The 25,369-nt window shown below is 72.1% G+C and carries 27 protein-coding genes; 17 read left to right on the forward strand and 10 right to left on the reverse strand.

Annotated features, from left to right (window positions below):
• The first annotated feature begins 7 nt into the window (after positions 1 to 7).
• Together ACFYZB_RS21660 and ACFYZB_RS21665 are read left to right on the forward strand one after the other, a co-directional pair.
• The gene (locus ACFYZB_RS21660; protein WP_388760954.1) at positions 8 to 1,270 is read left to right on the forward strand and encodes a VWA domain-containing protein; all 1,263 of its coding nucleotides are present in this window, start codon (positions 8 to 10) and stop codon (positions 1,268 to 1,270) included.
• Positions 1,270 to 2,073, forward strand: coding sequence for a hypothetical protein (locus ACFYZB_RS21665; RefSeq protein ID WP_388760956.1), 804 nt, complete (start codon positions 1,270 to 1,272; stop codon positions 2,071 to 2,073). Before ACFYZB_RS21660 ends, ACFYZB_RS21665 begins: the two co-directional genes overlap by 1 nt.
• Positions 2,074 to 2,122: 49 nt before the next feature.
• On the opposite strand, the gene ACFYZB_RS21670 is transcribed toward ACFYZB_RS21665, so the two are convergent.
• Positions 2,123 to 2,749, reverse strand: coding sequence for a winged helix-turn-helix transcriptional regulator (locus ACFYZB_RS21670; protein ID WP_388760959.1), 627 nt, complete (start codon positions 2,747 to 2,749; stop codon positions 2,123 to 2,125).
• An 82-nt stretch (positions 2,750 to 2,831) separates the two neighbouring features.
• On the opposite strand from ACFYZB_RS21670, the gene ACFYZB_RS21675 reads away from it, so the two are divergent.
• The 6 genes from ACFYZB_RS21675 to ACFYZB_RS21700 all read left to right on the forward strand — a co-directional run bounded on the left by ACFYZB_RS21675 (position 2,832) and on the right by ACFYZB_RS21700 (position 9,162).
• Positions 2,832 to 4,040, forward strand: a complete 1,209-nt coding sequence (locus ACFYZB_RS21675) for a pyridoxal phosphate-dependent aminotransferase (RefSeq protein WP_351204303.1) — start codon at positions 2,832 to 2,834, stop codon at positions 4,038 to 4,040.
• Positions 4,041 to 4,190: 150 nt separating this feature from the next.
• A complete protein-coding gene (locus ACFYZB_RS21680) occupies positions 4,191 to 6,008 on the forward strand; it encodes a trypsin-like serine peptidase (protein ID WP_388760962.1) in 1,818 nt (605 codons plus the stop codon).
• 138 nt (positions 6,009 to 6,146) lie between these two features.
• On the forward strand, positions 6,147 to 7,307 hold the full coding sequence (locus tag ACFYZB_RS21685) for a serine hydrolase domain-containing protein (RefSeq protein WP_388760964.1): 1,161 nt from the start codon (positions 6,147 to 6,149) through the stop codon (positions 7,305 to 7,307).
• Between the two features lie 35 nt (positions 7,308 to 7,342).
• On the forward strand, positions 7,343 to 7,942 hold the full coding sequence (locus ACFYZB_RS21690; RefSeq protein ID WP_388760966.1) for a histidine phosphatase family protein: 600 nt from the start codon (positions 7,343 to 7,345) through the stop codon (positions 7,940 to 7,942).
• Positions 7,943 to 8,063: 121 nt separating this feature from the next.
• A complete protein-coding gene (locus ACFYZB_RS21695) occupies positions 8,064 to 8,687 on the forward strand; it encodes a hypothetical protein (protein ID WP_388760968.1) in 624 nt (207 codons plus the stop codon).
• Positions 8,688 to 8,739: 52 nt separating this feature from the next.
• Positions 8,740 to 9,162: an acyl-CoA thioesterase gene (locus ACFYZB_RS21700; RefSeq protein ID WP_388760970.1), complete on the forward strand. Its 423-nt coding sequence runs from the start codon at positions 8,740 to 8,742 to the stop codon at positions 9,160 to 9,162.
• A 29-nt stretch (positions 9,163 to 9,191) separates the two neighbouring features.
• Here ACFYZB_RS21700 and ACFYZB_RS21705 read toward each other — a convergent pair whose 3' ends face one another.
• Positions 9,192 to 10,046 (reverse strand): NAD(P)H-binding protein, encoded by an 855-nt coding sequence (locus tag ACFYZB_RS21705; RefSeq protein ID WP_388760972.1) that lies wholly within the window; start codon positions 10,044 to 10,046, stop codon positions 9,192 to 9,194.
• Positions 10,047 to 10,141: 95 nt separating this feature from the next.
• Here ACFYZB_RS21705 and ACFYZB_RS21710 point away from each other — a divergent pair, with 95 nt between their 5' ends.
• Both ACFYZB_RS21710 and ACFYZB_RS21715 read left to right on the forward strand, forming a co-directional pair.
• Positions 10,142 to 10,939: a helix-turn-helix domain-containing protein gene (locus tag ACFYZB_RS21710; protein WP_388760975.1), complete on the forward strand. Its 798-nt coding sequence runs from the start codon at positions 10,142 to 10,144 to the stop codon at positions 10,937 to 10,939.
• Positions 10,940 to 10,983: 44 nt separating this feature from the next.
• Positions 10,984 to 11,583 (forward strand): 3'-5' exoribonuclease domain-containing protein, encoded by a 600-nt coding sequence (locus ACFYZB_RS21715; RefSeq protein ID WP_388760977.1) that lies wholly within the window; start codon positions 10,984 to 10,986, stop codon positions 11,581 to 11,583.
• Positions 11,584 to 11,646: 63 nt separating this feature from the next.
• Here ACFYZB_RS21715 and ACFYZB_RS21720 read toward each other — a convergent pair whose 3' ends face one another.
• The 8 genes from ACFYZB_RS21720 to ACFYZB_RS21755 all read right to left on the reverse strand — a co-directional run bounded on the left by ACFYZB_RS21720 (position 11,647) and on the right by ACFYZB_RS21755 (position 17,916).
• The gene (locus ACFYZB_RS21720) at positions 11,647 to 13,014 is read right to left on the reverse strand and encodes a nucleobase:cation symporter-2 family protein (RefSeq protein WP_388760980.1); all 1,368 of its coding nucleotides are present in this window, start codon (positions 13,012 to 13,014) and stop codon (positions 11,647 to 11,649) included.
• Between the two features lie 658 nt (positions 13,015 to 13,672).
• On the reverse strand, positions 13,673 to 15,058 hold the full coding sequence (locus ACFYZB_RS21725; protein ID WP_388760983.1) for an 8-oxoguanine deaminase: 1,386 nt from the start codon (positions 15,056 to 15,058) through the stop codon (positions 13,673 to 13,675).
• Between the two features lie 75 nt (positions 15,059 to 15,133).
• The gene (locus tag ACFYZB_RS21730; protein WP_351204620.1) at positions 15,134 to 15,262 is read right to left on the reverse strand and encodes a hypothetical protein; all 129 of its coding nucleotides are present in this window, start codon (positions 15,260 to 15,262) and stop codon (positions 15,134 to 15,136) included.
• A gap of 64 nt (positions 15,263 to 15,326) precedes the next feature.
• A complete protein-coding gene (gene pucL / locus ACFYZB_RS21735; protein ID WP_388760986.1) occupies positions 15,327 to 16,250 on the reverse strand; it encodes a factor-independent urate hydroxylase in 924 nt (307 codons plus the stop codon).
• Between the two features lie 4 nt (positions 16,251 to 16,254).
• Positions 16,255 to 16,659: a hydroxyisourate hydrolase gene (uraH, locus tag ACFYZB_RS21740; RefSeq protein WP_388760989.1), complete on the reverse strand. Its 405-nt coding sequence runs from the start codon at positions 16,657 to 16,659 to the stop codon at positions 16,255 to 16,257.
• A 4-nt stretch (positions 16,660 to 16,663) separates the two neighbouring features.
• Complete coding sequence (gene uraD, locus ACFYZB_RS21745; RefSeq protein WP_388760992.1) at positions 16,664 to 17,176, reverse strand: 2-oxo-4-hydroxy-4-carboxy-5-ureidoimidazoline decarboxylase; 513 nt, start codon at positions 17,174 to 17,176, stop codon at positions 16,664 to 16,666.
• Positions 17,177 to 17,293: 117 nt separating this feature from the next.
• The gene (locus tag ACFYZB_RS21750) at positions 17,294 to 17,605 is read right to left on the reverse strand and encodes a helix-turn-helix domain-containing protein (RefSeq protein ID WP_351204604.1); all 312 of its coding nucleotides are present in this window, start codon (positions 17,603 to 17,605) and stop codon (positions 17,294 to 17,296) included.
• 47 nt (positions 17,606 to 17,652) lie between these two features.
• Complete coding sequence (locus tag ACFYZB_RS21755) at positions 17,653 to 17,916, reverse strand: hypothetical protein (protein WP_351204275.1); 264 nt, start codon at positions 17,914 to 17,916, stop codon at positions 17,653 to 17,655.
• A gap of 207 nt (positions 17,917 to 18,123) precedes the next feature.
• Here ACFYZB_RS21755 and ACFYZB_RS21760 point away from each other — a divergent pair, with 207 nt between their 5' ends.
• The 7 genes from ACFYZB_RS21760 (at position 18,124) to ACFYZB_RS21790 (ending at position 25,195) form a co-directional block, all read left to right on the forward strand.
• Positions 18,124 to 19,164, forward strand: a complete 1,041-nt coding sequence (locus ACFYZB_RS21760; protein WP_388760996.1) for a lytic transglycosylase domain-containing protein — start codon at positions 18,124 to 18,126, stop codon at positions 19,162 to 19,164.
• 117 nt (positions 19,165 to 19,281) lie between these two features.
• Positions 19,282 to 20,280, forward strand: a complete 999-nt coding sequence (locus tag ACFYZB_RS21765; protein WP_388760999.1) for an RNA polymerase sigma factor — start codon at positions 19,282 to 19,284, stop codon at positions 20,278 to 20,280.
• Between the two features lie 109 nt (positions 20,281 to 20,389).
• Positions 20,390 to 21,319: an ABC transporter ATP-binding protein gene (locus tag ACFYZB_RS21770; RefSeq protein WP_388761002.1), complete on the forward strand. Its 930-nt coding sequence runs from the start codon at positions 20,390 to 20,392 to the stop codon at positions 21,317 to 21,319.
• Positions 21,316 to 22,086: an ABC transporter permease gene (locus ACFYZB_RS21775; RefSeq protein WP_351204219.1), complete on the forward strand. Its 771-nt coding sequence runs from the start codon at positions 21,316 to 21,318 to the stop codon at positions 22,084 to 22,086. Before ACFYZB_RS21770 ends, ACFYZB_RS21775 begins: the two co-directional genes overlap by 4 nt.
• Positions 22,087 to 22,089: 3 nt before the next feature.
• Positions 22,090 to 22,905, forward strand: a complete 816-nt coding sequence (locus tag ACFYZB_RS21780; RefSeq protein ID WP_351204217.1) for an ABC transporter permease — start codon at positions 22,090 to 22,092, stop codon at positions 22,903 to 22,905.
• Between the two features lie 5 nt (positions 22,906 to 22,910).
• Positions 22,911 to 24,158 (forward strand): MCE family protein, encoded by a 1,248-nt coding sequence (locus ACFYZB_RS21785; protein ID WP_388761006.1) that lies wholly within the window; start codon positions 22,911 to 22,913, stop codon positions 24,156 to 24,158.
• Entirely contained in the window at positions 24,155 to 25,195 is a 1,041-nt protein-coding gene (locus tag ACFYZB_RS21790) for an MCE family protein (RefSeq protein ID WP_388761009.1), read from the forward strand. The genes ACFYZB_RS21785 and ACFYZB_RS21790 overlap by 4 nt, the downstream gene beginning before the upstream one ends.
• Positions 25,196 to 25,369: the final 174 nt, after the last annotated feature.

Raw genomic sequence — 25,369 nt, forward strand, 5'->3', positions numbered from 1 at the left:
TCCGGCGATGATCACAAGACAACGGCTGGCGGCGGGCGTCTGTGCTCTGCTCGCCGCCCTGGCGGCCGGGATCGCGTTCCCCGGTGGGGCCGTCGCCGACGAGACGGAGCAGGCCGCTCCCAAGGTCGAACTCGTGCTGGACGTCAGCGGTTCGATGCGGACCCAGGACATCGACGGCGGCTCCCGGATGGCCGCGGCGAAGCAGGCGTTCGACGAGGTGCTGGACGCGACCCCGCAGGAGGTCCGGCTCGGCATCCGCACGCTGGGCGCCAACTACCGCGGCAACGACCGCAAGGAGGGCTGCAAGGACACCGCGCAGCTCTACCCGGTCGGGACGCTCGACCGGACCGACGCGAAGACCGCGGTGGCCACGCTGCAGCCCACCGGCTGGACGCCGATCGGGCCCGCGCTGCTGAAGGCGGCGGACGACCTGAACGGCGGCACCGGAACGCGCCGCATCGTCCTGATCACCGACGGCGAGGACACCTGCCAGCCGCTCGACCCGTGCGAAGTGGCCCGCGAGATAGCGGCCAAGGGCGTCGGCATGACCATCGACACCCTCGGCCTGGTGCCGGACGCCAGGACCCGCGACCAGCTCAGCTGCATCGCGGACGCCACCGGCGGTACCTACACCGACGTCCGGCACAAGGAGGAACTGAGCAGCCGCGTCGGGCAGTTGGTGGACCGGGCGGCCGATCCGGTGGTGACACCGGTGGCCACCGAGGGTGCCGCGCAGTGCGAGAAGGCGCCGACGCTGAAGTCCGGGCTGTACACGGACCGTGCGGAGTTCGGGCAGCAGCGCTGGTACAAGGTCGACGTCGATCCCGGCAAGGAACTGCGGGCCTCGGTGAGCGTGGCCGACGACCGCGCCGTGAACCCCGACTACGGGGTGCTGCTGCGGGCGGTGACCGTACACGGACGGGAGATCGTGCGCGGCGAGGCCGCCGGCACGGGCCGTACGGATGTCATCTCCACGGGTCTGCGCTATCCGAAGCCCGAGAGCGACGACGGCACGGCGACCGCGGAGACGGTGTGCCTCCAGGTCACCGACTCCTTCTCGCCCGCGGCGGGCGTGAAGTCCTCGCCGGGTCTGCCGCTGGAGCTGACCGTCGATGTCGTGGACGGGCCGTCGGGCCATCACGACGTGGCCTCCTTCGGCCTCGGCCGCGGCTGGTGGCTGCTGGGCGCGCTGGTGCTGACCGGCTTCCTGGCGGGTCTGCTGTGGGGCTGGCTGTCGCGCTGGCGGGTCGCCGTCTGGAGGACGAACTGATGCGGGTCACACGTGTGTTGAGCACCGCGCTGCTGGCGCTGGGCCTGGCCGCCGGGCCGGCCGCCGCCGACACCCCGAGCCCTTCGCCGAGCGCGTCCGCCGACGGCTCGGCGCCCACCAGGGCGGGCACCTCCTTCCGCACGGCGACGGAGCTGGAGCAGGGGCAGCAGGCCACCGCGTCCGGATCCACCGGTGACTACATGTACTGGTCGTTCCCGGCGGACGTCGGCCAGCGGCCCACCGTCAAGGCGACGGTCAAGCTCCCGCAGACGCACGGCGCGCAGAGCTGGCAGCTCGACGTGTACGACGGGCTGCGGCGCCGGCAGGCCTGCCAGTACGGCGCCGACCCCCGTACCGCCGCGCAGGACGACTCCTCGGTCGAGCTCGCCTGTGTGCTGCGTACGGTGCGCGGCTGGGCCGAGCCGTCGGCGAACGACCCGCTGCCGGGCACGTACTACGTCCGGCTGACCGTCGTGGACCTCGGCGCCACCGATCTCGGCCAGCCCGTGAGCGCCGAAGTACGCGTCGACTCCAAGGACATCGGCGGTGCGGCCGCGGCGGACGGCTCGCTGGGCAAGCCGTTGGTGCCCGGTATCGCGGTCAAGTCCGCCGAGAAGACGGACGGTTCGAAGCCCGCGGTGCTCTCCAGCTTCGGTTCGAACGACGGCTGGTCCTCCGGGTGGTGGTCCGACCGGTGGGTGTGGACCGGGATCGGGGCCGTGCTCGCGGCTCTCGCCGGGATCGGGGGGTATGCGCTGACGCGGGGTTCGGGACGGCCGTCCCGGGTGCCGCCGAACGTCTGATCCGACGTGCTCGAAGGCCCGCCTGCCGGCGGGCCTTCGGTGTGCGCCGCTACGCCTCCCGCAGCGCCTTCGCCAGTGTGCCGTCGCCGGTCACCGTCACCCGGCCCGCCCGGACCGCGTCGGTCAGGCTCAACTCGCCCCGGGCGACCGCCTCGCAGGTCGCCGCGTCCATCGTCAGCCGTGCGTCGGGCTCGCCGGGTGCGGGGCCGTCGCCGTACACCGGGCCCTCCTCCGCGCCGACCCGCAGGTGGAAGTCCCCTTCCTCCAGCCGGACTTCGACCAGGCCCTCCCCCGCCAGTGCCCGCAGCAGCGGCAGGGCGAACCAGTGGGCGCGGACCGCGTCCGTCGGCCTCCGCTCCCCCAGCTCGGCCTCGCCCCACCGTCCCAGCGCCTGGAGCACCGGCAGCAACTCGCGCCCTCGCCCGGTGAGTTCGTACACGTAGGCCGCGCCGGGCGGGGGCAGTCGGCGCCGGGTGGTGAGGCCGTCGCGCTCCATGTCCTTCAGCCGGGAGGCGAGGACGTCGGTACTCACCCCGGGCAGGTCCGCGTGCAGGTCCGTGTAGCGGCGGGGGCCGGCCAGCAGTTCCCGGACGATCAGCAGGGTCCAGCGGTCGCCGACGAGATCGAGGGCGCGGGCTGCGGAGCAGTACTGGTCGTAGCTTCGGCGAGGTGACATGCGACGCAGTCTAGACAAGATGTTGGACTTTCCAAGCGTCCACTTGGTAAAACCAAGCAACACCAGTTTCCGGAGGGGCGGCATGGAGTTCCGGCAGTCGAACAAGCTCAGCGAGGTCTGTTACGAGATCCGCGGCCCGGTGATCGAGCACGCCAACGCGCTGGAGGAGGCGGGGCACAGCGTGCTGCGCCTGAACACCGGCAACCCCGCGGCCTTCGGCTTCGAGGCGCCGGAGGAGATCCTCCAGGACATGATCCGGATGCTGCCGCAGGCGCACGGCTACACCGACTCCCGCGGCATCCTCTCCGCCCGCCGGGCGGTCGCCCACCGCTACCAGAACCTGGGCCTCGACGTCGGCGTGGACGACGTGTTCCTGGGCAACGGCGTCTCGGAGCTGGTCTCCATGGCCGTACAAGCCCTGGTCGAGGACGGCGACGAGATCCTCATCCCCGCACCGGACTTCCCGCTCTGGACCGCCGTGACCACCCTCGCCGGCGGCAAGGCGGTCCACTACCTGTGCGACGAACAGGCCGACTGGAACCCGGACCTGGCCGACATGGCGTCGAAGATCACGGACCGCACGAAGGCCGTGGTCATCATCAACCCCAACAACCCCACGGGCGCGGTGTACCCGAAGGAGGTCGTCGAGGGCATCCTGGACCTGGCCCGCCGGCACGGGCTGATGGTGTTCGCGGACGAGATCTACGACCAGATCCTGTACGACGACGCCGTCCACCACTCGGCCGCCGCCCTCGCCCCCGACCTGGTGGTCCTGACCTTCTGCGGCCTGTCGAAGACGTACCGGGTGGCGGGTTTCCGCTCCGGCTGGCTGGTCGTGACCGGTCCCCGGCAGCACGCGAAGGACTACCTGGAGGGCCTGACCATGCTGGCCTCCATGCGCCTGTGCGCCAACGCGCCCGCCCAGTACGCCATCCAGGCCGCGCTGGGCGGCCGCCAGTCCATCCGCGAACTGACGCTGCCCGGCGGCCGGTTGTACGAGCAGCGCAACGTCGCCTGGGAGAGGCTCAACGAGATCCCCGGCGTGTCCTGCGTGAAGCCCAAGGGCGCCCTGTACGCGTTCCCGCGCATCGACCCCAAGGTGCACAGGATCCACGACGACGAGAGGTTCGTCCTCGACCTGCTGCTGCGCGAGAAGATCCAGGTGGTCCAGGGCACCGGCTTCAACTGGCCCTCCCCCGACCACTTCCGCATCCTCACCCTGCCGCACGCGGAGGACCTGGAGGCGGCGATCGGCCGGATCGGGCGGTTCCTCGGCGGGTACCGGCAGTAGCCCGTTTCACTCGTTCGCGCGCCTGTGCGAAGATCACCCGCATGACCGGGGGGCCTCCGCTCAGGCAGGTACCGCTCTCGGCGCGCGCCCGACCAGCTCCGCGCCGCGGCTCCCCCCTGGTCCGGTACCAGCAGACCAGGGGGAGCACCGTTGTTCTCGTACAGAAAACCGTCCTCGTCGCGCATACGCCGGGTGACCGTCGCCGCGGTGTGCGGCGCCGCCCTCGGCGGGGGGATTCCGGCCGCACAGGCCCAGACGGCCGGATCGCCCTCGCCCTCGGCCGGGCAGGAGGCCCGGCAGGCCGCGCGGTTCTGGACCGCACAGCGCATGGCGAACGCCGAGCCGCTGGACGCGGCCCGCACGGCACCCGGCGGCACCGGGCCGGGGGTCGCGGCGGCGGGACGGCCGCAGGGCACGCTGTTCAAGGGGACACCGCTGGTCGGGACGTTCTTCGGCTCCGACGGGACGGGCGGCACCACCTGGCACTGCACGGGCAGCGTCATCGACACCTCCGTACGGAACGTCGTCCTGACCGCCGCACACTGCGCGCTGAGCATGAAGAGCGACTACGTCTTCGTCCCCCAGTTCGTGCAGGGCGCCGGACCGGATCAGCAGCCGTACGGCATCTTCCACATCCAGCACGTCTACCTCGACCCCCGGTACACGCCCGACAAGGGGTCGTCGACCACCAAGGGCGCCTCGTCCGACCTGGACACCGCGTTCGCCCGGGTCTCGGCCAACCAGAAGGGCCAGAGCCTCCAGGACGCGGTGGGCGGCGGACTGACCTTCACCCGCCCCAGCGGCTACACGCAGAAGAACGTCACCGTCGTCGGTTACCCCTCCTACCAGCACAACAGCACGGGCCAGGCCGTCAAGTGCACGGTGCCGACGACCCAGCTCCCCGGCTACCGGCAGATGTCCATGACCTGCGGCGGCTACTACGGCGGCACGTCCGGCAGCCCCTGGATCACCGACTACCAGGACGGCGCCCGCACCGGCCATGTCATAGGCAACCTCGGCGGCTACAACGGCGGCGGCAACGACGCGAACGTCGACTACATCAGCTACGCCCCGGCGTTCGGCGCCGACGCCGCGAACCTCCTCGCGAACGCGGTGGCCGGCCAGGACCCGCCCTCCGGACTGCCGCCGTACACAGGACTGCAGTTGCCCGGAGGCGCGGCCCGCTGGAAGAGCGCCACGCTGATGGCCTCCGCCGACTACACCGGCGACCACCTCGGCGACCTGCTCGTCGTCTGGTCCGACGGCGGCGTCACCCTGTACCCCGGGGACGGCAGGGGCGGGTTCGGCGCCGAGCGGCGGCTGCTGAAGGCCAACGGCACCTGGACGCACGCCCGGAGCATCGCCGGCGGGGCCTTCGGCGGCACCCGACCGGGCCTGCTGGTGCGCTGGTCCGACGGAGAGGTCACCCTGTACCCGGACCTCGGCACCTCCGGGGTGGGCCGCGAGGTGCAGATGGCCAAGCCCAACTCCGACTGGAAGAACGCCGTACAGTTCACCGCCGGGCAGTTCCACGGCGCCCAGGGCGCGACCGACCTGCTGGTGCGCCGGTCCGACGGCAGCCTGGTCCTGTACACCGGGATCAGCTCCGGCTCCTTCGGCACCGGCAAACGGCTCGTCGGGGCGAACGGCACCTGGACCAAGGCCGCACTGCTCAGCGGCGGCGCCTTCAACAGCACGAGCGGCGCCGACCTGCTCGTGCGCTGGTCCGACGGCTCGCTCGACAGCTACTCCGGCATCTCGGCCGCCGGGCTCGGCACCCGGTCCCGGCTGGTCGGCCCCAACGGCACCTGGCCACACGCCCAGGTCATGGCCTCCGGTGACTTCACCGCCGACCACACCGGCAACGACCTCGTCGTGCGCTGGTCCGACGGCGAGACCACGCTGTACGCCGAGACCGGCGCCACGTCCCTCGGTACCGAGAACACGCTGGTCCCGCCGGGCAGCTGACCGGGCGGCCGGTGCGGGGCACCGCGACCGACGCCTGCGGCACGCCGGACCCGTATGCGGCGCGGAGTTGGGGAATGCCCGGCGACGGCCTCCGGTTGACGCACTCCGTTGGTCATCACCGGACAGGGGGAACGACGCATGCCGATCGATGTGCACGGAACGGTCGCGGAAGGGTTCGAGGGCGTACGCGAGGAGTTCGCGGCGGTGCTCGCCGAGGAGCGGGACGATCCGGGCGCACAGCTCGTGGTCCACCGGCACGGGCGGCGCGTGGTGGACCTGTGGGGCGGCGACGGCATCGACGGGGACTCGCTGACGTCCCTGTACTCCATCGCCAAGGGAGCCGCGCACCTCGTCGTCGCCCTGCTGGTGCAGGACGGGGTGCTCGAACTGGACCGTGAAGTCGCCTCCTACTGGCCCGAGTTCGGTGCCCACGGCAAGGACCGGCTGACCCTGGGCGAGCTGCTGGAGCACCGGGCCGGGCTCGTCGGCGACGCCGAACGGGCCTTCACCGTCGAGGAGTTGGCCGACGACCGGATCACCGCGGCCCGGCTGGCGCAGCGCCGGCCGCTGTGGGAGCCGGGCACCGCCTGGGGCTACCACGCCTTCGTCATCGGCGCCCTCACCGGCGAGGTGGTGCGCCGGGCGACCGGCCGGTCCATCCAGGAGGTGTACGAGGAGCGGATCCGGGCGCCGTACGGGCTCGACTACTACCTGGGGCTGCCCGCGGCGGCGGAGCCGCGCTGGGTGGACGTGCAGCCGCTGGTACCGACCCCGGAGGAGGCCGTACTGCTCAAGGAGCGGGCGGCGGCCCCGGGCAGCATCCGGGGCATCGCCTTCGGCGCGCACGGGCCGGAGCCGGTCGACCTCGTGGCCTTCGGCAACCACCCCCGGGTGAAGGCGCTCGGGCCGACGTCCTCGGGCGGCGTGGGCAACGCCCGCGGGGTCGCCGGGATGTACGCGGCCGCCATCAGCACCGTCGACGGCAGGCCGCCGCTGCTCACGCCAGCGACCGCGGCCCTGTTCGGCGAGCTGCGCACCCCCGGCGGGCCGGACCTGGTCACCGGCAGCGAGAACCACTTCGCACGCGGCTTCGAGCACACCCCCGCGCTCTACCCGTTCCTCGACGCCGGCACCTTCGGACACAGCGGCGCGACCGGCTCGCTCGGCTTCGCCGACCCGGCGAACGGCATCGCCTACGCCTACACCCGGCGCCGGTTCTCCTTCCCCTCCGGGGTGGGCGCCTCCCCGGAGAACGGCCGTCTGGCCGAGTCCGTCCTGCGGGCGGCCGCCTCCCTGTGACACGGTGCTGACAGACGAGCGGGAAGGGCGCTGACGTGGGTGACCTCTTTCTCGTCCGGCACGGTGAGACCGAGTGGTCGCGGTCCGGACGGCACACCGGATGGACCGACGTGCCCCTCACCGAGCACGGGCGGGAGGAGGCGCGCCGGCTGCTGCCGCTGATCCGCTCGCACCGGATCGCGGCCGCGTTCGTCAGCCCCCTGCAGCGGGCCCGGGAGACCGCCGAGCTCATCGGCGTCCCGGACGCCCGGGTCGACACCGACCTGCGCGAGTGGGACTACGGCGGGTACGAGGGCGTGACCACCGTGGAGATCCAGCGGAGCCGGCCGGGCTGGTTCCTGTTCACGGACGGGGTCGCGCCGGGGCCGCCGGAGCATCCGGGCGAGACCCCGGAGCAGGTCGGCGAGCGCGCCGACCGGATGCTGGCCAAGGCCGACGCCGCCCTCGCCGGCACCGGGGGCGACGTCGTGCTGATCGCCCACGGCCACTTCCTCCGCGTCCTCACCGCCCGCCGCCTCGGCCTCCCGCCCCGGCAGGGGGCGCTGTTCCAGCTGGCGACGGGAACCCTGTGCAGACTGGGCACGGAGCACGGGCGGCCGGTGGTGGCGGGGTGGAACGTCCGGCCGCCGGAGTAGCCCCCGTACGGGGCCGGGATGCGGGCGACGGCCGCGTTGTCACACCCGCGCCGTACTCTGCGGAATGGGCCGTGTGAGGGGCGGCCCGGACAGGGACGGACGGGACCGGAAGGAGCGCGCCGTGAGCCGACCGCCGACCGCCGCGCAGCAGCGTCTGATCGAGGCCGCCGATCCGGTGACCGGGCGGCTGCGCGGTACGGAGGCGCAGCTGGCGGCGCTGGTGCAACGGGGGCTGGCCTTCCGGCATCCGCGGCCGCCGCACGAGCACTTCCTGACCCCGGCGGGGCATCGCATACGGGAGGCGGTGCCCGCGGCGGAGACGGCGGAGCCCGTGACGGACGCGGGGGTGTTCGCGGCGCGGGTCGGCGGCGAGGAGCAGCCGCCCGCGGACGGTCCGGCGCGGCGGCGTGAGGTGCACAGCGCCTGGCAGGGGCTGCTGGAGCTGCGCCGGATGACCAACCCCGACGGCACGGTGGACCGGCCGTGCGGCTGGGAGCGCGCGCATCTGGTGCGGGCGGCGGCGCTGGCCCTGGAGGCGGCCGGGCACCGTCCGGCGGTTGGGAGCGCGGACGGTTACCGGGTGCGGGCGACCCCGCAGCCGGAGGCGGTCGCCGTGTACGCGCCGGGCCCGGAGGCCCTGGCGGCCTGCGCGGCCACGCTGGAGCGCGCGGGCTGGCAGGCGGGCGAGTACACCGAACCGCACACGAGGGTGCGCTATCTGCTGGCCTCGCCGCGCCGGGTGTGAGCGGCGTGCCAGGATCGACCGACCTGAGATTCGAACGCGAGAAGGGCAAGCAGTGACCGAACCGTTTTCCGTCCGTGTGACCGTCCGCGGCTACGAGACCGACACCCAGGGGCACCTGAACCAGTCCGTGTACCTCAACTACGCGGAGCACGCCCGCTGGTCGCTGCTCCAGGCGGCCGGCATCAGCCAGACCCGGCTGGTGGGCCGGGGTGTCGGTCCGGTGGCGCTGGAGACGACGATCCGTTTCCGGCGCGAACTGCTCGCCGGCGACGAGGTCGACGTGACGTGCGCCTTCGAGTGGGGCGGCGGCAGGACCTTCCGGATCGTGCAGGAGATCCGCAAGACCGACGGCACCCTGGCGGCCGAGGTCAGCGGGGTGGGCGGCCTGCTGGATCTCAAGGAGCGCAAGCTGGTCGCCGACCCGCGGGAGGTGTTCAAGGAGCTGACGACGGACCTCGCCCTGTTCGGCCTGTAGGCCCCGGGCGCGGAGCCGGTCCGGGAGCCTCAACCCGCCTGGAAGCTCCGCTTGTTGTCCTCGGCCCACTGCCGGAACGACCGGGCCGGCCGGCCCAGTGTCTTCGGCACGTCCTCGGTGACCGTCGCGTTCCGGCCGTCCCGCAGGTAGGCCACTCCGGTCAGGACGCCCTCCACTGCCGTGTCGTCCATGCCCCAGGCCGTGCGCAGGAAGGCGCGGGTCTCGTCCGGTGACAGGTTCCGGGCCGTGACCGGGCGGCCGAGCACCTCGGCCAGGACGGTGGCCTGGTCCGGGACGCTGATCGCCTCCGGGCCGGTCAGGGTGTAGGTCCGGCCCGCGTGTGCCGCGTCGAGCAGGGCCCGCACCGCCACCTCGGCGACGTCGCGCGGGTCGATCACGCCGGACGCCCCGTCGCCGGTCATGTTCGGCACCGGCTCGCCCCGCCGGAGTGCCTCGGCCCAGCCCAGCGTGTTCGAGGCGAACGACGACGGCCGCAGGACCGTCCACTGCGCCCCGCTCTCCCGTACCGCCCGCTCCCCCTCCCCGTGCCACTCGGCGAGGGGGCCCGCCGCGCGGTCGTCGGTGCCGATCGCGGAGAGCTTCACCAGCCGCCGCACACCCGCCGCACGGGCGGCCGCCACCAGCGCCGCATCGTGCGCGGCGCCGGGACCGGGCGGGGACACCAGGTACGCGGCCGTCACCCCGGTCATCGCCGCCGCCAGGGAGCCCGGGTCGGCGTAGTCCCCGCGGACCGTCTCCACCCCGGAGGGCATCCGGGCCCGTTCCGGGTCGCGGGTCAGGGCGCGCACCTTCTCGCCCCGCGCCGCGAGTTGTCGTACCACTTCACTGCCGGTGGTGCCCGTGGCACCCGTCACCAGAATCATGGGTCCACCGTGGTCCGGCCGACGGCCCCGGCTCTTGGAAATTCCGGCACGGCCGGACCGCCCGGCCGGCGGCTTCGGGCGCTTACGGTGGAGGAGTGCCGAACACCACCGCCTGGCAGGCCCCCAGCACACCCGAGGTTCTGCGCCCGTGGCTCGCCGGCGTGCGGACCGTGTCCTTCGCCGAGCCGCCCGAGGAGGCGTTCGTCCATCTGCCCGACGCCGTCACCAAGGTGGTGCTGCGGGTGACGGCGGACGGGCGGCGTGACGTGCTGGCCGTCGGGCCGCGGGTGCGGGCTTCCTACCACCAGGGCAAGACCCGCATCTCCTGTGCGGAGCTGCGCCTCGCACCGGGTACGGCCCGGCCCCTGCTGGGCGTTCCGGCCGCCGGGCTGGTCGGCCGGGTCGTGCCGCTGGACGACCTGCCGGGCGCGGCGGCACACCGGCTCGCGCGCGAGCTGCTCCGGCTGGACCCCGGGGAGGCGTTGCCGAGGCTCGCCGAGGTACTGCCCGGGCTGATGTCCGACGCCGTGGATCCGGCCCGGACGGCACTGCTGCGGGCGGGCGTGGCGGCGCTGTCGGTGCGGCTGGACCGGGCCCCCGCGCAGGTCCGGGAGGTCGCCCGGGAACTCGCCGTCAGCGAACGCCAGTTGCGGAACCTCTTCGCCGAGGGTGTCGGGGTCTCCCCCAAGCACTACGCCCGTATCGACCGCGTCCGTACGGTCGTCACCCGGGCCGGGAGCGCCCGCTGGTCCGAACTCGCCGCCGCCACGGGCTACTTCGACCAGTCGCACATGACGTCCGACTTCCGCGCCCTGATGGGGGTGCCGCCCCGGTCGTACGTCACCGGGCGGCTGCCCGCGGTCACACCCTGCCAGGTCGGCCCGCGCGCCTGAATTCGGATGCGCGGCCGTGCCCGTGGCTGCCATGCTGCGGGGCCATGCCCGTACGACGCGTCAGGCCCAGCCGCTGCATCTCCGTCGATGTCGAGGCCGACGGGCCGATCCCGGGGCCGTACTCCATGCTGAGCATCGGCGCGGCCGTGGCCGGCACCCAGGACGCCGAAGGCTTCACCCCGGCCGATCCGGAACAGCAGACCTTCTACCGTGAACTGCGGCCGATCTCCGAGGAGTTCGTTCCCGAGGCACTGGCGGTGGGCGGCCTGGACCGGAACCGGTTGCGGACGGAGGGCAGCGAACCGGCCGTCGCGCTCGCCGAGTTCAGCGCATGGGTGCGGGAGGTGAGCGCGGGCGCGCAGCCGGTGATGTGCGGCTATCCGGCGTCGTACGACTGGACGTTCCTGTACTGGTACCTGATCCGGTTCACCGGCGAGAGCCCCTTCGGGCACTCAGGCTGCCTGGACATGAAGACCCTGTACGCCACCAAGGCCGGGCTGCCGCTGCGGGCGGTGGCCAAGGGCACGATGCCACGCCATCTGCTGTCCCGGCGCCGGCACACCCACCACGCCCTCGACGACGCGATCGAGCAGGCGGAGCTGCTGGCCAACCTCATGGCGTGGGCTGGTCCCGCGACGGGTTGACGAGCTCGGACCGCCGCACGCGCCCGTGCGGGGCACGGTGATCGCCGTGCCCCGCAGGGATGTTCAGTGGGCGGGCGTGAGTTCCTCGCCCGCCTCCATCGGGTGCGTCACGTCCTCGGCCTCCTGGCCCTTGCCGATGTGGTTGAAGAGGAGGTTGAGGACGACGGCCGCCACACAGCCGGTGGAGATGCCGGAGTCCAGGACGATCTTCGCGGTGTCGGGGAAGGCGTGGTAGAAGTCCGGCGTGGTGATCGGGATGATGCCGACCGCGAGGGAGACGGCGACGATCAGGACGTTGTTGTCCTTCTCCAGCCCGGCCCGGACCAGGGTCTGGACGCCGCTCGCGGCGACCGAGCCGAACAGGACGACGCCGGCGCCGCCGAGGACCGGCCGGGGAACGGCCGCGATGAGCGAGGCCGCCATCGGGCACAGGCCCATCAGGACGAGGAAGCCGCCGCCGACGGCGACGACGAAGCGGCTGCGGATCCTCGTCATGGCGACGAGGCCGATGTTCTGGGCGAAGGCGCTGCACATGAAGCCGTTGAACAGGGGGCTGAGGGCGGAGCCGAGGGTGTCGGCGCGCAGGCCGGCCGCGATGACCTTCTCGTCGGAGGGGCGTTCGACGATCTCACCGAGCGCCAGCATGTCGGCGGTGGACTCCGTCATGGAGACGACCATCACCACGCACATCGACAGGATCGCCGCGATGTGGAAGGTCGGGGCGCCGAAGTGGAAGGGGGTCGGGAAGCCGACGGCATCGGCGTGTGCGACGGGGCTGAAGTCGGTGACGCCGAAGGGTATCGCGATGATCGTGCCGATGATCAGGCCGAGCAGGACCGCGATCTGCTTGACGAAGCCGCGGGTGAAGCGGCGCAGCAGCAGGACGATGAGGAGGGTGACGGCGGCCAGGGCGAGGTTCGTCGTCGAGCCGTAGTCGTGCGCGGCGGGGTTCGGCCCCTGGGCCCACCCGAACGCGACCGGGAGCAGGGAGACGCCGATCAGGGTGATGACCGAGCCGGTGACGACGGGCGGGAAGAAGCGGACGGCCTTGCTGAAGAAGGGGGCCGCGATGAAGCCGAGGAGGCCCGCGACGATGACCGCGCCGAAGATCATCGGCAGCGCGTCGGACTTGTCCTTGGCGGTTGCCACGATCGCCGTCATGGGGGCGACGCCGGCGAAGGTCACGCCGTTGACGAAGGGCAGGCGGGCGCCGATCTTCCAGAAGTCGAGGGTCTGCAGGAAGGTGGCGAGCCCGGCGGTGAACAGACAGGCTCCGGTGAGGAAGGTGAGGTCTTTGCCGGACAGGCCTATGGCCGCGCCGACGATCAGGGGTGGGGCGACGACTCCCGCGTACATGGCGGCCACGTGCTGCAGGCCGCTGGTCGCCATTTTGAGGGCGGGGAGTTTCTCGTCAACAGGATGGGCGGCCACGGCGGCTCCTCCGGGCGGGTGACACGTCGTCGTCGACGTGGGTTTCAGGGAGGTGGTGCGTGTGGTCGTGCGGGACCGGGACGGGGGTGGCGCTTGAGCGGGTCGAGCGGTGACCGTTCCGGGGCGCGTGCGTTCACACGCGCCCCGGACGGCTGCCGTGGACCCCGCTCGGGTCCACGGACCCCGGTCGGGAGCCGTCCCTCCCGACCGGAGCGTTCCGGCGAGCCGCCCCCAGGGGGACCACCCACCGCGTCTTCCGGCGCGCCGCCCGTACGGGGCGACCCGCCAAGTCCTCCGGCACGCCGCCCGTACGAGGCGACCCGCCAAGTCCCCGGCGGGCCGGCCGCATGATCCGGCATGCCAGGGCCTCCGGCGGACACCCGCGCGGGCGACCGCCAAGTCTTCCGGCGAGCCACCCGCAAAAGGTGACCGCCAAGTCTTCCGGCGGACCACCCGCAAAAGGTGACCGCCCAGGTGTCCGGCGGGCCGGCCGCATGATCCGGCTCGCCGGGGTTCTTGGCGGACACCCGTGCGGGCGGTCGCCAGGTTGGTCGGCGGGCCGCTGGGGGCGGTCGCCGAGGGGTTCGGTGTCCCCGCTGAGGGGACGGTCCGGTGGGCCGGGCGTAGGCGGAGCCGGCCCACCGGGGTGTGGGTGGGCTCAGGCCTGGGCGCTGATGCGGGCCAGGCGCTGGGCCTCCTCGCGGGTGGTGTGGGCGATGGTGTCCTCGTCCACCGTGAGCAGACGGTTGTTCTCCACGATCTGGCGGCCGTTGACGAAGGACGCCGTGACCGGGGCCGCCGCGCCGAAGACCAGCGCGGTCACCGGGTCGGCGATGGAGGCGTGGGCGAGGGTGTCCATCTTCCACAGCACCACGTCCGCCAGCTTGCCGGCCTCCAGCGAGCCGATCTGGTCGGCCCGGCCGAGGACCTGCGCGCCGCCGTAGGTGCCGAGCCTGAGCGCCTGACGGGCGTTCAGCGCGGCCTCGCGGTGGGCGCCGAGGCGGTTGATCAGCAGGGCGTTGCGCAGCTCGGTGTGGAGTTCGCCGGACTCGTTGGAGGCGGTGCCGTCGACGCCGAGGCCGACCGGGACGCCGGAGGCCAGCATGTCGGGGACGCGGGCGATGCCGGCGGCGAGGCGGGCGTTGGAGGACGGGCAGTGGGCGACACCGGTCTTCGTCCGGGCGAACGCCGCGATGTCGGAGTCGTTCATGTGGACGCAGTGCGCCATCCACACGTCCTCACCGAGCCAGCCCGTGGACTCGAAGTAGTCGGTCGGGCCCATGCCGAACAGCTCGTGGCAGAACTTCTCCTCCTCCACGGTCTCCGAGCCGTGGGTGTGCAGCCGTACGCCCAGCCGGCGCGCCAACTCCGCGCCCTGCTTGAGGAGTTCGGTGGAGACGGAGAACGGGGAGCAGGGGGCCACGGCCACCTGGGTCATGGCGTCGAAGGAGGCGTCGTGGTGCTTCTTGACGGTCTCCTCGGTCGCGGCGAGCGCACCCTCCAGCGTCTCGACGGCGAAGTCCGGCGGCAGACCGCCGTCCTTCACACTGCGGTCCATCGAGCCGCGGGCCAGCGTGAAGCGCACGCCCATCTCGGCGGCGGCCCGGATGATCGAACCGGACAGGTCGCCGGAGCCGTGCGGGAAGACGTAGTGGTGGTCCATGGCGGTGGTGACACCACCGCGGGCCATCATGGCGAGGGACCCCTGCGCGGCCGTGTACGTCATCTGCTCGTCGATGCGCGCCCAGGTGGGGTAGAGCGCGACGAGCCAGTTGAACAGGTTGTGGTCGGTGGCCAGGCCGCGGGTGATCCACTGGTAGAAGTGGTGGTGGGTGTTGACCAGACCGGGCGTGGCCAGATGGCCGCCGGCGTCGATCCGGCGCACCACGTTCTCGAGGCCCTCGGGGGCCCGGCCCGCGCCGATCGACTCGATGCGGTTGCCGGCTAGGACCATGTGTCCGCAGGCGTACTCGGTGTCGTCCGCGTCCACGGTCGCGATGGCACAGTTCTCGATGACGATGCGCTGGGCTGCCGATGGTGCCATGGTGCTTCCTTGTCTTTGAGTGGCGGGCCCGTGAGCAGAGGGAGGGGGATGTCCACGGGAGGGCACGGCAGGACCCTAGGGGGATTTGAGTGCCGGAGCCGGTCTGCCGCTCCGGGTGCCGAGATGATGGAAGAACAGGTTGAGCAGGACCGTGACGAGGGCGCCCGCGCCGATGCCGGCGCCGAGTGCCACGGGCTGTGCCATGGTGTTCCCTCCGGTGTGGCGGGCCCCCGGCCCGGGTGGCGGGACCGGGGACACGCGTCCCGCGTCAGAGGTTGGTCATGTCGACCGGGATCCGCGGCTCGCAGCCGTCCCGGAGGATGGTCGCCTCGATCAGGCCGTAGGGCCGGTCGGCGGCGAAGTAGACCTCGTTGTCGTTCTTGAGTCCGAACGGCTCCAGGTCGACCAGGAAGTGGTGCTTGTTCGGCAGCGAGAAGCGGACCTCGTCGATCTCGCTGCGGTTGTTGATGATGCGCGCACCCATCTGGTAGAGCGTCTGCTGCAGGGAGAGGGAGTACGTCTCGGCGAAGGCCTGGAGCATGTGCTTCTTGACCTGCTCGTAGGACTTCTCCCAGTTGGGCATCCTCTGCTCGTCGTCGGTCCAGTTGAACCGCCACTGGCCGGAGACCTGGGTCGCGAGGATGCGGTCGTACGCCTCCTGCAGGGTCGTGTACTTGTCCTTGACGTAACCCCAGAACTCGGAGTTCGTCGAGTTCATCACGACCAGGTCCTTCAGGCCGGAGACGACCTCCCACTTCTCACCGTCGTAGGTGATCTGGGTGAGCCGGGTCTCCTGGCCCTTCTTCACGAACGAGTGCTTGACCTCGTCCGCGCCGATGAACTTGGAGTTGGCGTCGGAGGTCTCGATCCGCTCCCAGGCGTACTCCTCGATCCGGATCCGGGCGCGGTGGATCGCCGGCTGCGAGGTGACGAAGTGGCGGGCGAGGTGGATGCCGAACTGCTCGGCGGACTCGATGCCGTGTTCCTTGGCCTTCGCGAACACCGTGTTCTTGGTGGTGTCGGTCGGCAGGACGTTGGCGTTGGAGCCGGAGTAGTGGACCTCGTCCATGTCGCCGCTCAGCGCGACGGAGACGTTGAGGTCCTTGATGTGGTGGGTGGCGCCGTCCCGCGTGATCTTTACGACTCGGTTCTCGGCCTTGCCGTACTGGTTCTGTCCCAGGATGGTGGGCATTTAGCTAGCTCCCTCGGTAAACGGAGTAGCCGAACGGGTTGAGCAGCAGCGGTACGTGGTAGTGCTCGCCCGGTACGACGGCGAACGTGATCGCCACCTCCGGGAAGAACACGGCCGGTCCGCTGTCCCGATTCGCGGGGGCGTCCTGCTGCGCATCGGCTTGCTTGTTCTCGAACTGCAAGAAATACGCCTCGACGGCGAAGTCGAGCCGTACGTGTGTGGTCCCCTCCGGCAGTGCCGGCAGGTCCTTGCACCGGCCGTCGGCGTCGGTCGCGGAGCCGCCGAGCGCCTGCCAGTCCTTCTCGCGTCCGGCGCGGACGCTGAGCTGGACGGCGACGCCCTCGGCGGGGCGGCCGATCGAGGTGTCCAGGATGTGTGTGGACACGGAGGCGGTGGTGCTGGTGCTCATGGTGTCAGGCGTCCTCTTCGACGAGTCGGGCCAGTCGGATGCGGTTGATCTTGCCCAGCTCGGTGCGGACGATCTCCCGCTCCTGCTCCGGCGAGTTCCCGATCCGCTCCTTGAGCGCGTCGCGCATCTGCTCACCGGTCCGGCCGGTGGCGCAGATCAGGAACACATGGCCGAACTTCTCCTGGTAGGCCAGGTTGAGTTCGAGCATCTCGGCCTTGAGTGCCTCGGCGGCGCCGGCCATGCCGGCCTGTTCCCGCGCGGAGGTCGGATCCCCGGGCTTGGGGCGCCCGATCGGCGGGTGCCCGGCCATCGCCTCCTCGAGGTCCGCCGTGGTCAGCTCGGCCATGGCGGCGTCACTGGCGGCGTAGAGCGCGTCGGGGGTGGCGCAGGGGCGGGCGGCGAGCAGGCGCCGGGCCCACTCGGTGGAGGCACACGCCTCGTGGAGGGCCGCGAGGGCCGCGGGCTCCTCCAGGTCGTTGAACCGGGCCAGGCCCGGGGGCGTGGAAGTCGAAGTCACGGGAGCCTCCGTGGCCGGATTCGGCCTTCGTGCTGAACGGGCTGCCTGTAGCTAACGCCCTCCGAAACACCACGTCAACACTTTGTTGAAAATTCGGGGTTACGTCCCGAGGGGCGGTCAGCCCTCTTTCTCACGGTTGAGATAGTTGTAGACCGTGAAGCGGCTGACGCCGAGCGCGCTCGCCACCGTCTCCACGCCGTGGCGCACCGAGAAGGCGCCGCGCGCCTCCAGTATCCGTACGATCTCCTGCTTGGACTTGCGGTCCAGTTCGGCCAGCGGCTTGCCGCGCCTGCGCTCCATGGCGGCCAGGATGTGGTCTAGGGAGTCGGCCAGCTGGGGCAGGCGTACGGCGACGACGTCGACGCCCTCCCAGGCCAGGACGACGTCCTCGGGCCCGGCCTCGTCCGGCGGGAGAATCTCCCCGCCCATGGCGTCGACCAGCGGCTTCACGGCCGTGATGAAGGGCTCGTCCCCGCTCACCGCTCGCCCTCCCCGCTGGCGTCCCCGATCACGTTGACCTGGAGCGAGACCCGGGTGGCACCGGCGTCCAGCGCCTTGCGCAGCAGGGCGTCCACGGCGGTGAGGACCGAGTCGGCACCGCCCTCCGCGGTGTTGCCGAACGGGCCGACGTCCACCGCGTCCAGCTTCGCCGCCTCGATGACCTCGCGGGCGACCAGCGCGTGCGCGGGCGCCTCGTCGAGATCGAAAGGCTCGGTCGTGAACTCCACTCTCAGTCTCACTGTGCCCCCATGGCAGCTGTTCCGGCCCGCTGCGTTCCCGCGGGCCGGCGATCGGGGGCGGTGACCGCCCCGACCGCTTGGTGAGACCTTAACGGACACACGTGCCCGATCCGCTCCCCGAGAAGGGCCCTCCCGGATCCGCGCGACGGACCTGCCGTCCGGCCGCGTAGAGCAGACGACGGATTCACTCACGGAGGGGACTGCACAGTGACAGTGCGTGCACGCAAGGGGGCACTGAGGGGTGCGAAGGGTACGGCGGTCGCGGCCGCGGCGATGGCCGCGCTGACCGCGTCGCAGGCGCCGGGGGCGTTCTCGGCCGCGGCCGCGGAGTCCGCGCCGAAGGCGGCGCCCGCCGGGCACGGACCCAGCGTGTCCGGCGACACCCCCTACCGCACCGGTCTTCCGCCGCTGCGGACGCAGAAGAAGGGCTCGGCACGGCAGGTGCCGGGCGGCGGCGCCCTGCCCGCGAGCGTCTTCGCCGCGTACCGGCGTGCCGAGGAGGCGCTGGCGCGCACCGCGCCCGGCTGCCGGCTGCGCTGGCAGTTGCTGGCCGCGATCGGCCAGGTGGAGTCCGGGCAGGCGTGGGGCGGCCGGGTGACCCCCGACGGTACGACCGTGACGCCCATCCTCGGCCCCCGGCTGACCGGCGGCGCCTTCGCCGTGGTGACGGACACCGACGGCGGCGCGTACGACGGGGACACGGTGTACGACCGGGCGGTCGGCCCGATGCAGTTCATCCCGTCGACCTGGGCCCACTGGGGCGTGGACGGCAACGGCGACGGGCGGGCGGACCCGGACAACGTCTACGACGCGGCGCTCGCCGCCGGCCACTACCTCTGTGCGGGCGGCCGGGACCTGTCGAACCCCGCCGACCTGGACCGGGCGATCCTCGGCTACAACCACTCGGACGCCTATCTGCGCACGGTCAGGGCCTGGTACGCCTACTACCTGACCGGACACCGCGTGGTGCCGGACGCCCCCGCCGGGTCCGGCGCCGAGTCCGGGGACCGGCCGGGGCCGTCCCGCCCGAAGGCCCCGAAGCCCTCGCCGAAGCCGTCGGGCGGCGGCAGGCCCGGCCCCGGGCCCTCCCGCACTCCCTCGGCGCCGCCCGCCTCGCCCTCCCCGTCCCCCACGGCAGCCGCCCCGAAGCAGTCCCAGCCGCCGCTGATCCCCGTCCCCCGGCCGACCCTCACACTGCCCGGAGGCGGTGGGCTGCCCGACGCGGGGCCTCTGACCAGCGACGGCTAGGGTCGGCAACGGCTGGAACACGATGCGCGGCTCCCCCTCCACAACCGCGGATACCCGGCGGTAATGTCGCCACCCGTCGGGAGCACAGGACCGGCGGGTGAGCGCAAAGGGGCCCTCATGGCGACGGACATGCCTGCGGACGCAGTGGCCGCCGACGAGCGGTGGCGGCGCATGTGGAGCCACCGCGAGCAGTTGCTCAAGGTGGCCCGGCGGCGCTCGATGAGCCAGGAGGACGCCGAGGACGCCGTGCACGAGGCGATGCTGCGGGCCGCGGAGCGCCCGGACCTCGACGACGAGCGGCTCGGCGCCTGGCTGACGACCGTGACGATGCGGCTGTGCGTCGACCGGTACCGGCAGGTCAACCGCGAGGCCGAGGTGGGCCGCCGCCCCACGCTCGTCGCGCCGGGCCCGGTCCCCGTCGAGGAGGCGGTGTGCGACCGGGCCGAGGCCAGGTGGCTCGCCGTGCGCAGCGGGGAACTGCCCGCCCGGCAGGCGGAGGCGCTGCGGCTGAAGTCCGAGGACCTGGACGTGAGCCAGGTCGCGGTGCGGATGGGGCTCAGCTACCGGACCGTCGAGTCGCTGCTCGCCCGGGCCCGGCGGACGCTGCGCGCCTCGCTCGCCGGGACGCTCGGCCTCGTGCTGTTCCTGATCGGGCACGGGCGGGCGCGCGGCGGCGGCAAGGTGCAGGCCGTGGCGGTCACCTCGACGGCGGCGACCCTGGCGGTGGCCGGGTTCGTGCTGCCGTACGCGCTCGGCGGGGGCGGCGGGTCGGCCCCGGCGCCGCAGCCGACGCAGTCCCGTGGGGTGGCGCAGGTGCTGGGGAACGACAGGAACGACGGGAACGGACGCACCGTGCCGGCACATGCCCCGCGGACGCACCGGCCGCCCGCGGTCCCGAGCCGTACCCCACTCCGGCCGTCGCCCACCGGCGAATCCGCCGCACCCGTCTCCGTGCCGCCCCTGCCGGAGGTCTCGACGCCTCCGCTTCCGGAGCTGCCGGTGAAGTCCGCGGTGCCGTCGGTGCCGTCCGTGCCGTCACTCCCCCCGGTTCCCGCGCTCCCGTCCGCTTCCCTCCCGGTGCACACCCCGAGCGTGCCTGCCGTGAAGCTGCCGTAGCCCGCCGTCGGCGCGTCCGAAAAAAATTTCCCGGTCGCCGCGACGGACGTCCCGCCCCTCCCCGTAGAGCAGGTGTCGGAGCTGCTCCACGGGCGAAGGGTGGGACCGGATGGGTGTGGAGATCTGTGTGGAAGGGCTGACCAAGTCCTTCGGCCACCAGGTCATCTGGCAGGACGTCTCGCTGACGCTGCCCGCCGGGGAGGTCTCGGTGATGCTCGGCCCCTCGGGGACGGGCAAGTCGGTGTTCCTCAAGACGCTCGTCGGGCTGCTGAAGCCGGACCGCGGCTCGGTGAAGGTCGCGGGCCGGGACATCACCCGTCTGCGGGAGCACGACCTGTACGAGGTGCGGAAGTTGTTCGGCGTGCTGTTCCAGGACGGCGCCCTGTTCGGCTCGATGAACCTGTACGACAACATCGCCTTCCCGCTGCGCGAGCACACCCGCAAGCCCGAGAGCGAGATCAGGCGGATCGTCCTCGAGAAGATGGACATGGTCGGGCTGATCGGCGCCGAGGAGAAGCTGCCCGGCGAGATCTCCGGCGGTATGCGCAAGCGGGCCGGGCTCGCCCGCGCCCTGGTCCTCGACCCGGAGATCATCCTGTTCGACGAGCCGGACTCGGGCCTGGACCCGGTCCGCGTCGCCTACCTGAACCAGCTCATCGTCGACCTCAACGCACAGATCGACGCGACCTTCCTGATCGTCACCCACGACATCGCCTCGGCCCGCCAGGTGCCGGACAACATCGGGCTGCTGTTCCGGCGCGAGCTGGTGCTGTTCGGGCCCCGCGAGGAGCTGCTGACCAGCGACGAGCCGGTCGTACGGCAGTTTTTGAACGGCCGGATGCAGGGCCCGATCGGCATGGCGGAGGAGAAGGACGCGGCCCAGGTCGAGCAGGAGCTGGCCCAGATCGACGAGGCGGGTCCGGCCGATGTGCTGACTCCCCGCCTGCTGCCCGGCCCCGGCATCACCCGGCCGCCCCGCTGGGAGGCGATCGCCAGATGCGAGGCCCGGCTGCACGGGAGGGCGGTGAGCGGCGCATGAGACTCTCCCCGACGGGTGCGCTCCGGCACTCGGGCAACCTGTTCGCGATGGCGCTGGACGTGGTCCGGACCCTGCCCCGACGGCCCTTCCAGGCACGGGAGTTCATCCAGCAGGCGTGGTTCGTCGCGAGCGTCACGATCCTGCCGACGGCCCTGGTCTCGATCCCCTTCGGGGCGGTCATCGCGCTGCAGATCGGCAGCCTGACCCGGCAGCTCGGCGCGCAGTCCTTCTCCGGTGCCGCGTCCGTGCTCGCCGTGCTGCGCGAGGCCTCACCGATCGTCACCGCGCTGCTGATCGCGGGTGCGGGCGGCACGGCGATCTGCGCGGACCTCGGGGCGCGCAAGATCCGGGACGAGATCGACGCGATGCAGGTGCTCGGCATCGACCCCATCCACCGGCTCGTCGTACCGCGCGTGCTGGCCTCGATGGTCGTGGCCGTGCTGCTCAACGGCCTGGTGTCGGTGGTCGGCGTCGCGGGCGGCTATTTCTTCAACGTCGTCCTGCAGAACGGCACCCCCGGCGCCTACCTGGCTTCCTTCACCACCCTCGCCCAGCTGTCCGACCTGTGGGCGGCCGAGATCAAGGCGCTGGTGTTCGGGGCGATCGCGGCGATCGTCGCGTCGTACAAGGGGCTGACGGCGCAGGGCGGTCCGAAGGGCGTGGGCGATGCCGTCAACCAGTCCGTGGTGATCACCTTCATGCTCCTGTTCGTGACCAACTTCGTGATGACCGCGGTGTACTTCCAGGTCGTCCCGCAGAAGGGGTAGCCGATGAGACTCCTCGACCGCCCCTTGCGCTCGCTCGAAGAGCTGGGCACCCAACTCTCCTTCTACGGCCGTTCCCTGGCGTGGACGGCCCGTACCCTGCGCCGCTACAAGAAGGAGGTCCTGCGGCTGCTCGCCGAGGTGAGCTTCGGCCGCGGCGCGCTCGCCGTGGTCGGCGGCACGGTCGGCGTGATCGCCTTCCTGTCCTTCTTCACCGGCACCGAGGTGGGCCTCCAGGGCTACGCGGCCCTGAACCAGCTCGGCACCTCCAACTTCGTGGCCTTCCTGTCGGCGTACTTCAACACCCGCGAGATCGCCCCGCTGGTGGCCGGGCTCGCCCTGTCCGCGACGGTCGGCGCCGGGTTCACCGCGCAGCTCGGCGCGATGCGGATCAGCGAGGAGACGGACGCGCTGGAGGTCATGGGCGTCCCGTCGCTGCCGTTCCTGGTGACGACCCGGATGATCGCCGGGTTCGTCGCGGTGATCCCGCTGTACGTGATCGGGCTGCTCTCCTCGTACTTCGCCGCCCGCACCATCACCACCGGCTACTACGGGCAGTCGACGGGCACGTACGACCACTACTTCCAGCAGTACCTGCCGCCGGTGGACGTCCTGTGGTCCTTCGGCAAGGTGATCGTCTTCGCCGTGCTGATCATCCTGGTGCACTGCTACTACGGCTACTACGCGAGCGGCGGTCCGGCGGGCGTCGGCGTCGCGGTGGGCCGGGCGGTGCGGACGTCCATCGTCGCCATCAACGTCCTGGACTTCTTCCTGAGCCTCGCGATCTGGGGCGCCAACACGACCGTACGGATCGCGGGGTGAGAGCAGTGCGCACATGGAGACTCAGGCTGTACGGCATCGCGTTCCTCGCCGTGCTCGCGCTGCTGCTGTCGCTCGCGGTGGCCGTCTACCAGCAGGCGTTCACCTCGGTCGTACCGATCACCCTGCAGGCCGGCACCCTCGGCAACCAGCTGGACCCGCGCGCCGACGTCAAGCTGCGCGGGCTGCTGGTGGGCGAGGTGCGCGAGGTGCACGCCGACGGCACCAGGGCGACCCTCGACATCGCGCTCAAGCCGGAGTACGTCCCGTACATCCCCTCGGACGTGCACGCGCGGCTGCTGCCCAAGACGCTGTTCGGCGAGAAGTACGTCGACCTCGTGGTGCCTGCGCGGTCGTCGGCTCGTCCCATCCACGCGGGAGATGTGATCACCCAGGACCGCACGAAGGTCGGCATCGAGGTGCAGCAGCTGATGAACGACCTGCTGCCGCTGCTGCGGACCGTCCGGCCGGGTGAACTGAACGCCACCCTCTCGGCGTTCGCCACCGCGCTGGAGGGCCGCGGCGAGCGGATCGGCGGCAACCTCGCCCGGGTGGAGGGCTATCTGCGCCGCCTCAACCCGCACCTGCCGTCCCTCGAGGAGGACATCGCGCGCTTCGCCGACGTCGCCGAGGTGTACGGCGACGCCGCACCCGACCTGATGCGGATCCTGCGCAACACCGTCACCACCAGCCGGACGATCGTGGCCGAGCAGGACCGGCTGGCCGCGGGGCTGCGCTCCACCGCGGCCGTGGCGGGCACGGCGAACGACTTCCTGTCCGAGAACGGCGACCGGCTGATCGCCCTGGGCCGGGTGTCCCGCCCCACGCTGGAACTGTTCGCCCGCTACTCCCCCGAGTACCCGTGCCTGCTGCAGGGCCTGGTCCGGCAGGAGAAGGCGTCGGAGGACGCGTTCCGGGGCGGGGAGATGCGGATCACCCTCGAAGCCGTCCGGCCGCAGGGGGCGTACCGGCCCGGTGAGGAGCCGGTGTACGGCGAGCGGTCCGGCCCGGACTGCCGTGGCCTGCCGCATCCTCAGGTGCCCGGCCCGAAACCCCATCTCGACGACGGCACGTCGGCCGGAGACTCCGGCGGCGCGCTCCCCGGAGGTGCCGACGTGTCCGCAACCCGGGCCGAGCAGCGGGCCGTCGGCTCGCTCGTGGCCCCCGTCATGGGCGTCCCCGCGGACCAGGTGCCGCCCGTCGCGACCCTGCTGTTCGGGCCGCTCGCGCGCGGAACGGCGGTGAGCGTCGCATGAGCAGGGCAGGAGCGCGGCAGACCGCCGCCCCGCTGATCAAGTTCAGCCTCTTCGCGCTGGTCACGATCGCGGCGACGGCGCTGCTCGCCGCCACCATCGTCAACATCTCCTTCACCCCGAAGGACACCTACCACGCCGTGTTCACCGACGTGACCGGGCTGGAGACCGGCGACGACATCCGGGTGGCCGGAGTGCGGGTCGGGCAGGTCGAGGACATCCGGATCAAGGACCGGACCCTGGCCGAGGTCACCTTCACCGTCACCGAAGACCGTCCGCTGCTCGCCTCCACGCACGCGGTCGTCCGCTACCGGAACCTGGTCGGGCAGCGGTACATCGCACTGACCGAGGGCGCCGGCGACGCCACCGCGACGCTGCGGCCGGGCAGCACCATCCCGCTGTCCCGCACCCAGCCGGCGCTGGACCTCAACGCCCTGCTGAACGGCTTCAAGCCGCTGTTCGCCGCGCTCAGCCCGAGCGACGTCAACCAGCTCGCCACCGAGATCATCCAGACCCTCCAGGGCGAGGGCGGCACGGTCAACAGCCTGCTCGCGCACACCGCCTCGCTCACCGGCACCCTCGCCGACCGCGACCAGCTGATCGGCTCGGTGATCGACAACCTCAACACCGTCCTGCAGACGCTCGACAAGCGCGGCTCGCGCTTCTCCGGGCTGCTCACCCAGCTGCGCCGGGTGATCTCGGGGCTGTCCGCCGACCGCGGGCCCATCGGGGAGTCCCTGGTCGGCATCGGCGACCTCACGCAGGTCACGGCGGGGCTGCTCAAGGACGCGCGTCCGCCGCTGAAGGACGACATCGCCGGGCTCGGCGAGCTCACCGGAACGCTGAACAAGAACCAGAACACCGTGGAGGGCGTCCTGAAGCGGCTGCCGAACAAGCTGAACAAACTGACCGGAACGGCCTCCTACGGCTCCTGGTTCAACTTCTACCTCTGCGACTTCGACGGCCGGATCGTGCTGCCGAAGACGAAACAGGTGATCACCCCGGAGCTGCACGTGGCGCGGGCGAGGTGTGGCGGATGAGCGCGCGTGTCCCGAGGCGGCGGCGCCCCGAGACCCTGGTGAAGGTACGGGTCCTGCCGCCGAGGCTGCCGAGACCGCCCCGGCTGCTGCCGAGGCGCGAGGCCCGCCCCCAGCCGCTGGTGAAGGTGCGCGTCCTGCCGCCGAGGCTGCCGCGGCTGCCCCGGTCACCGAAGC

This window comes from Streptomyces sp. NPDC001852 (genome assembly GCF_042891825.1).
GTDB lineage: Bacteria > Actinomycetota > Actinomycetes > Streptomycetales > Streptomycetaceae > Streptomyces.

What these genes read in the sequence shown, in the direction of transcription:
- ACFYZB_RS21705 (WP_388760972.1), bottom strand. Translation starts at nt 10,046, where the DNA reads ATGATTCTGGTGACGGGTGCCACGGGCACCACCGGCAGTGAAGTGGTA.
- ACFYZB_RS21770 (WP_388761002.1), top strand. Translation starts at nt 20,390, where the DNA reads ATGGGTGTGGAGATCTGTGTGGAAGGGCTGACCAAGTCCTTCGGCCAC.
- ACFYZB_RS21660 (WP_388760954.1), top strand. Translation starts at nt 8, where the DNA reads ATGATCACAAGACAACGGCTGGCGGCGGGCGTCTGTGCTCTGCTCGCC.
- ACFYZB_RS21790 (WP_388761009.1), top strand. Translation starts at nt 24,155, where the DNA reads ATGAGCAGGGCAGGAGCGCGGCAGACCGCCGCCCCGCTGATCAAGTTC.
- ACFYZB_RS21670 (WP_388760959.1), bottom strand. Translation starts at nt 2,749, where the DNA reads ATGTCACCTCGCCGAAGCTACGACCAGTACTGCTCCGCAGCCCGCGCC.
- uraH (WP_388760989.1), bottom strand. Translation starts at nt 16,659, where the DNA reads ATGAGCACCAGCACCACCGCCTCCGTGTCCACACACATCCTGGACACC.
- pucL (WP_388760986.1), bottom strand. Translation starts at nt 16,250, where the DNA reads ATGCCCACCATCCTGGGACAGAACCAGTACGGCAAGGCCGAGAACCGA.
- ACFYZB_RS21765 (WP_388760999.1), top strand. Translation starts at nt 19,282, where the DNA reads ATGGCGACGGACATGCCTGCGGACGCAGTGGCCGCCGACGAGCGGTGG.
- ACFYZB_RS21675 (WP_351204303.1), top strand. Translation starts at nt 2,832, where the DNA reads ATGGAGTTCCGGCAGTCGAACAAGCTCAGCGAGGTCTGTTACGAGATC.
- ACFYZB_RS21730 (WP_351204620.1), bottom strand. Translation starts at nt 15,262, where the DNA reads ATGGCACAGCCCGTGGCACTCGGCGCCGGCATCGGCGCGGGCGCCCTC.
- ACFYZB_RS21750 (WP_351204604.1), bottom strand. Translation starts at nt 17,605, where the DNA reads ATGGGCGGGGAGATTCTCCCGCCGGACGAGGCCGGGCCCGAGGACGTC.
- ACFYZB_RS21715 (WP_388760977.1), top strand. Translation starts at nt 10,984, where the DNA reads ATGCCCGTACGACGCGTCAGGCCCAGCCGCTGCATCTCCGTCGATGTC.
- ACFYZB_RS21725 (WP_388760983.1), bottom strand. Translation starts at nt 15,058, where the DNA reads ATGGCACCATCGGCAGCCCAGCGCATCGTCATCGAGAACTGTGCCATC.
- ACFYZB_RS21780 (WP_351204217.1), top strand. Translation starts at nt 22,090, where the DNA reads ATGAGACTCCTCGACCGCCCCTTGCGCTCGCTCGAAGAGCTGGGCACC.
- ACFYZB_RS21775 (WP_351204219.1), top strand. Translation starts at nt 21,316, where the DNA reads ATGAGACTCTCCCCGACGGGTGCGCTCCGGCACTCGGGCAACCTGTTC.
- ACFYZB_RS21685 (WP_388760964.1), top strand. Translation starts at nt 6,147, where the DNA reads ATGCCGATCGATGTGCACGGAACGGTCGCGGAAGGGTTCGAGGGCGTA.
- ACFYZB_RS21665 (WP_388760956.1), top strand. Translation starts at nt 1,270, where the DNA reads ATGCGGGTCACACGTGTGTTGAGCACCGCGCTGCTGGCGCTGGGCCTG.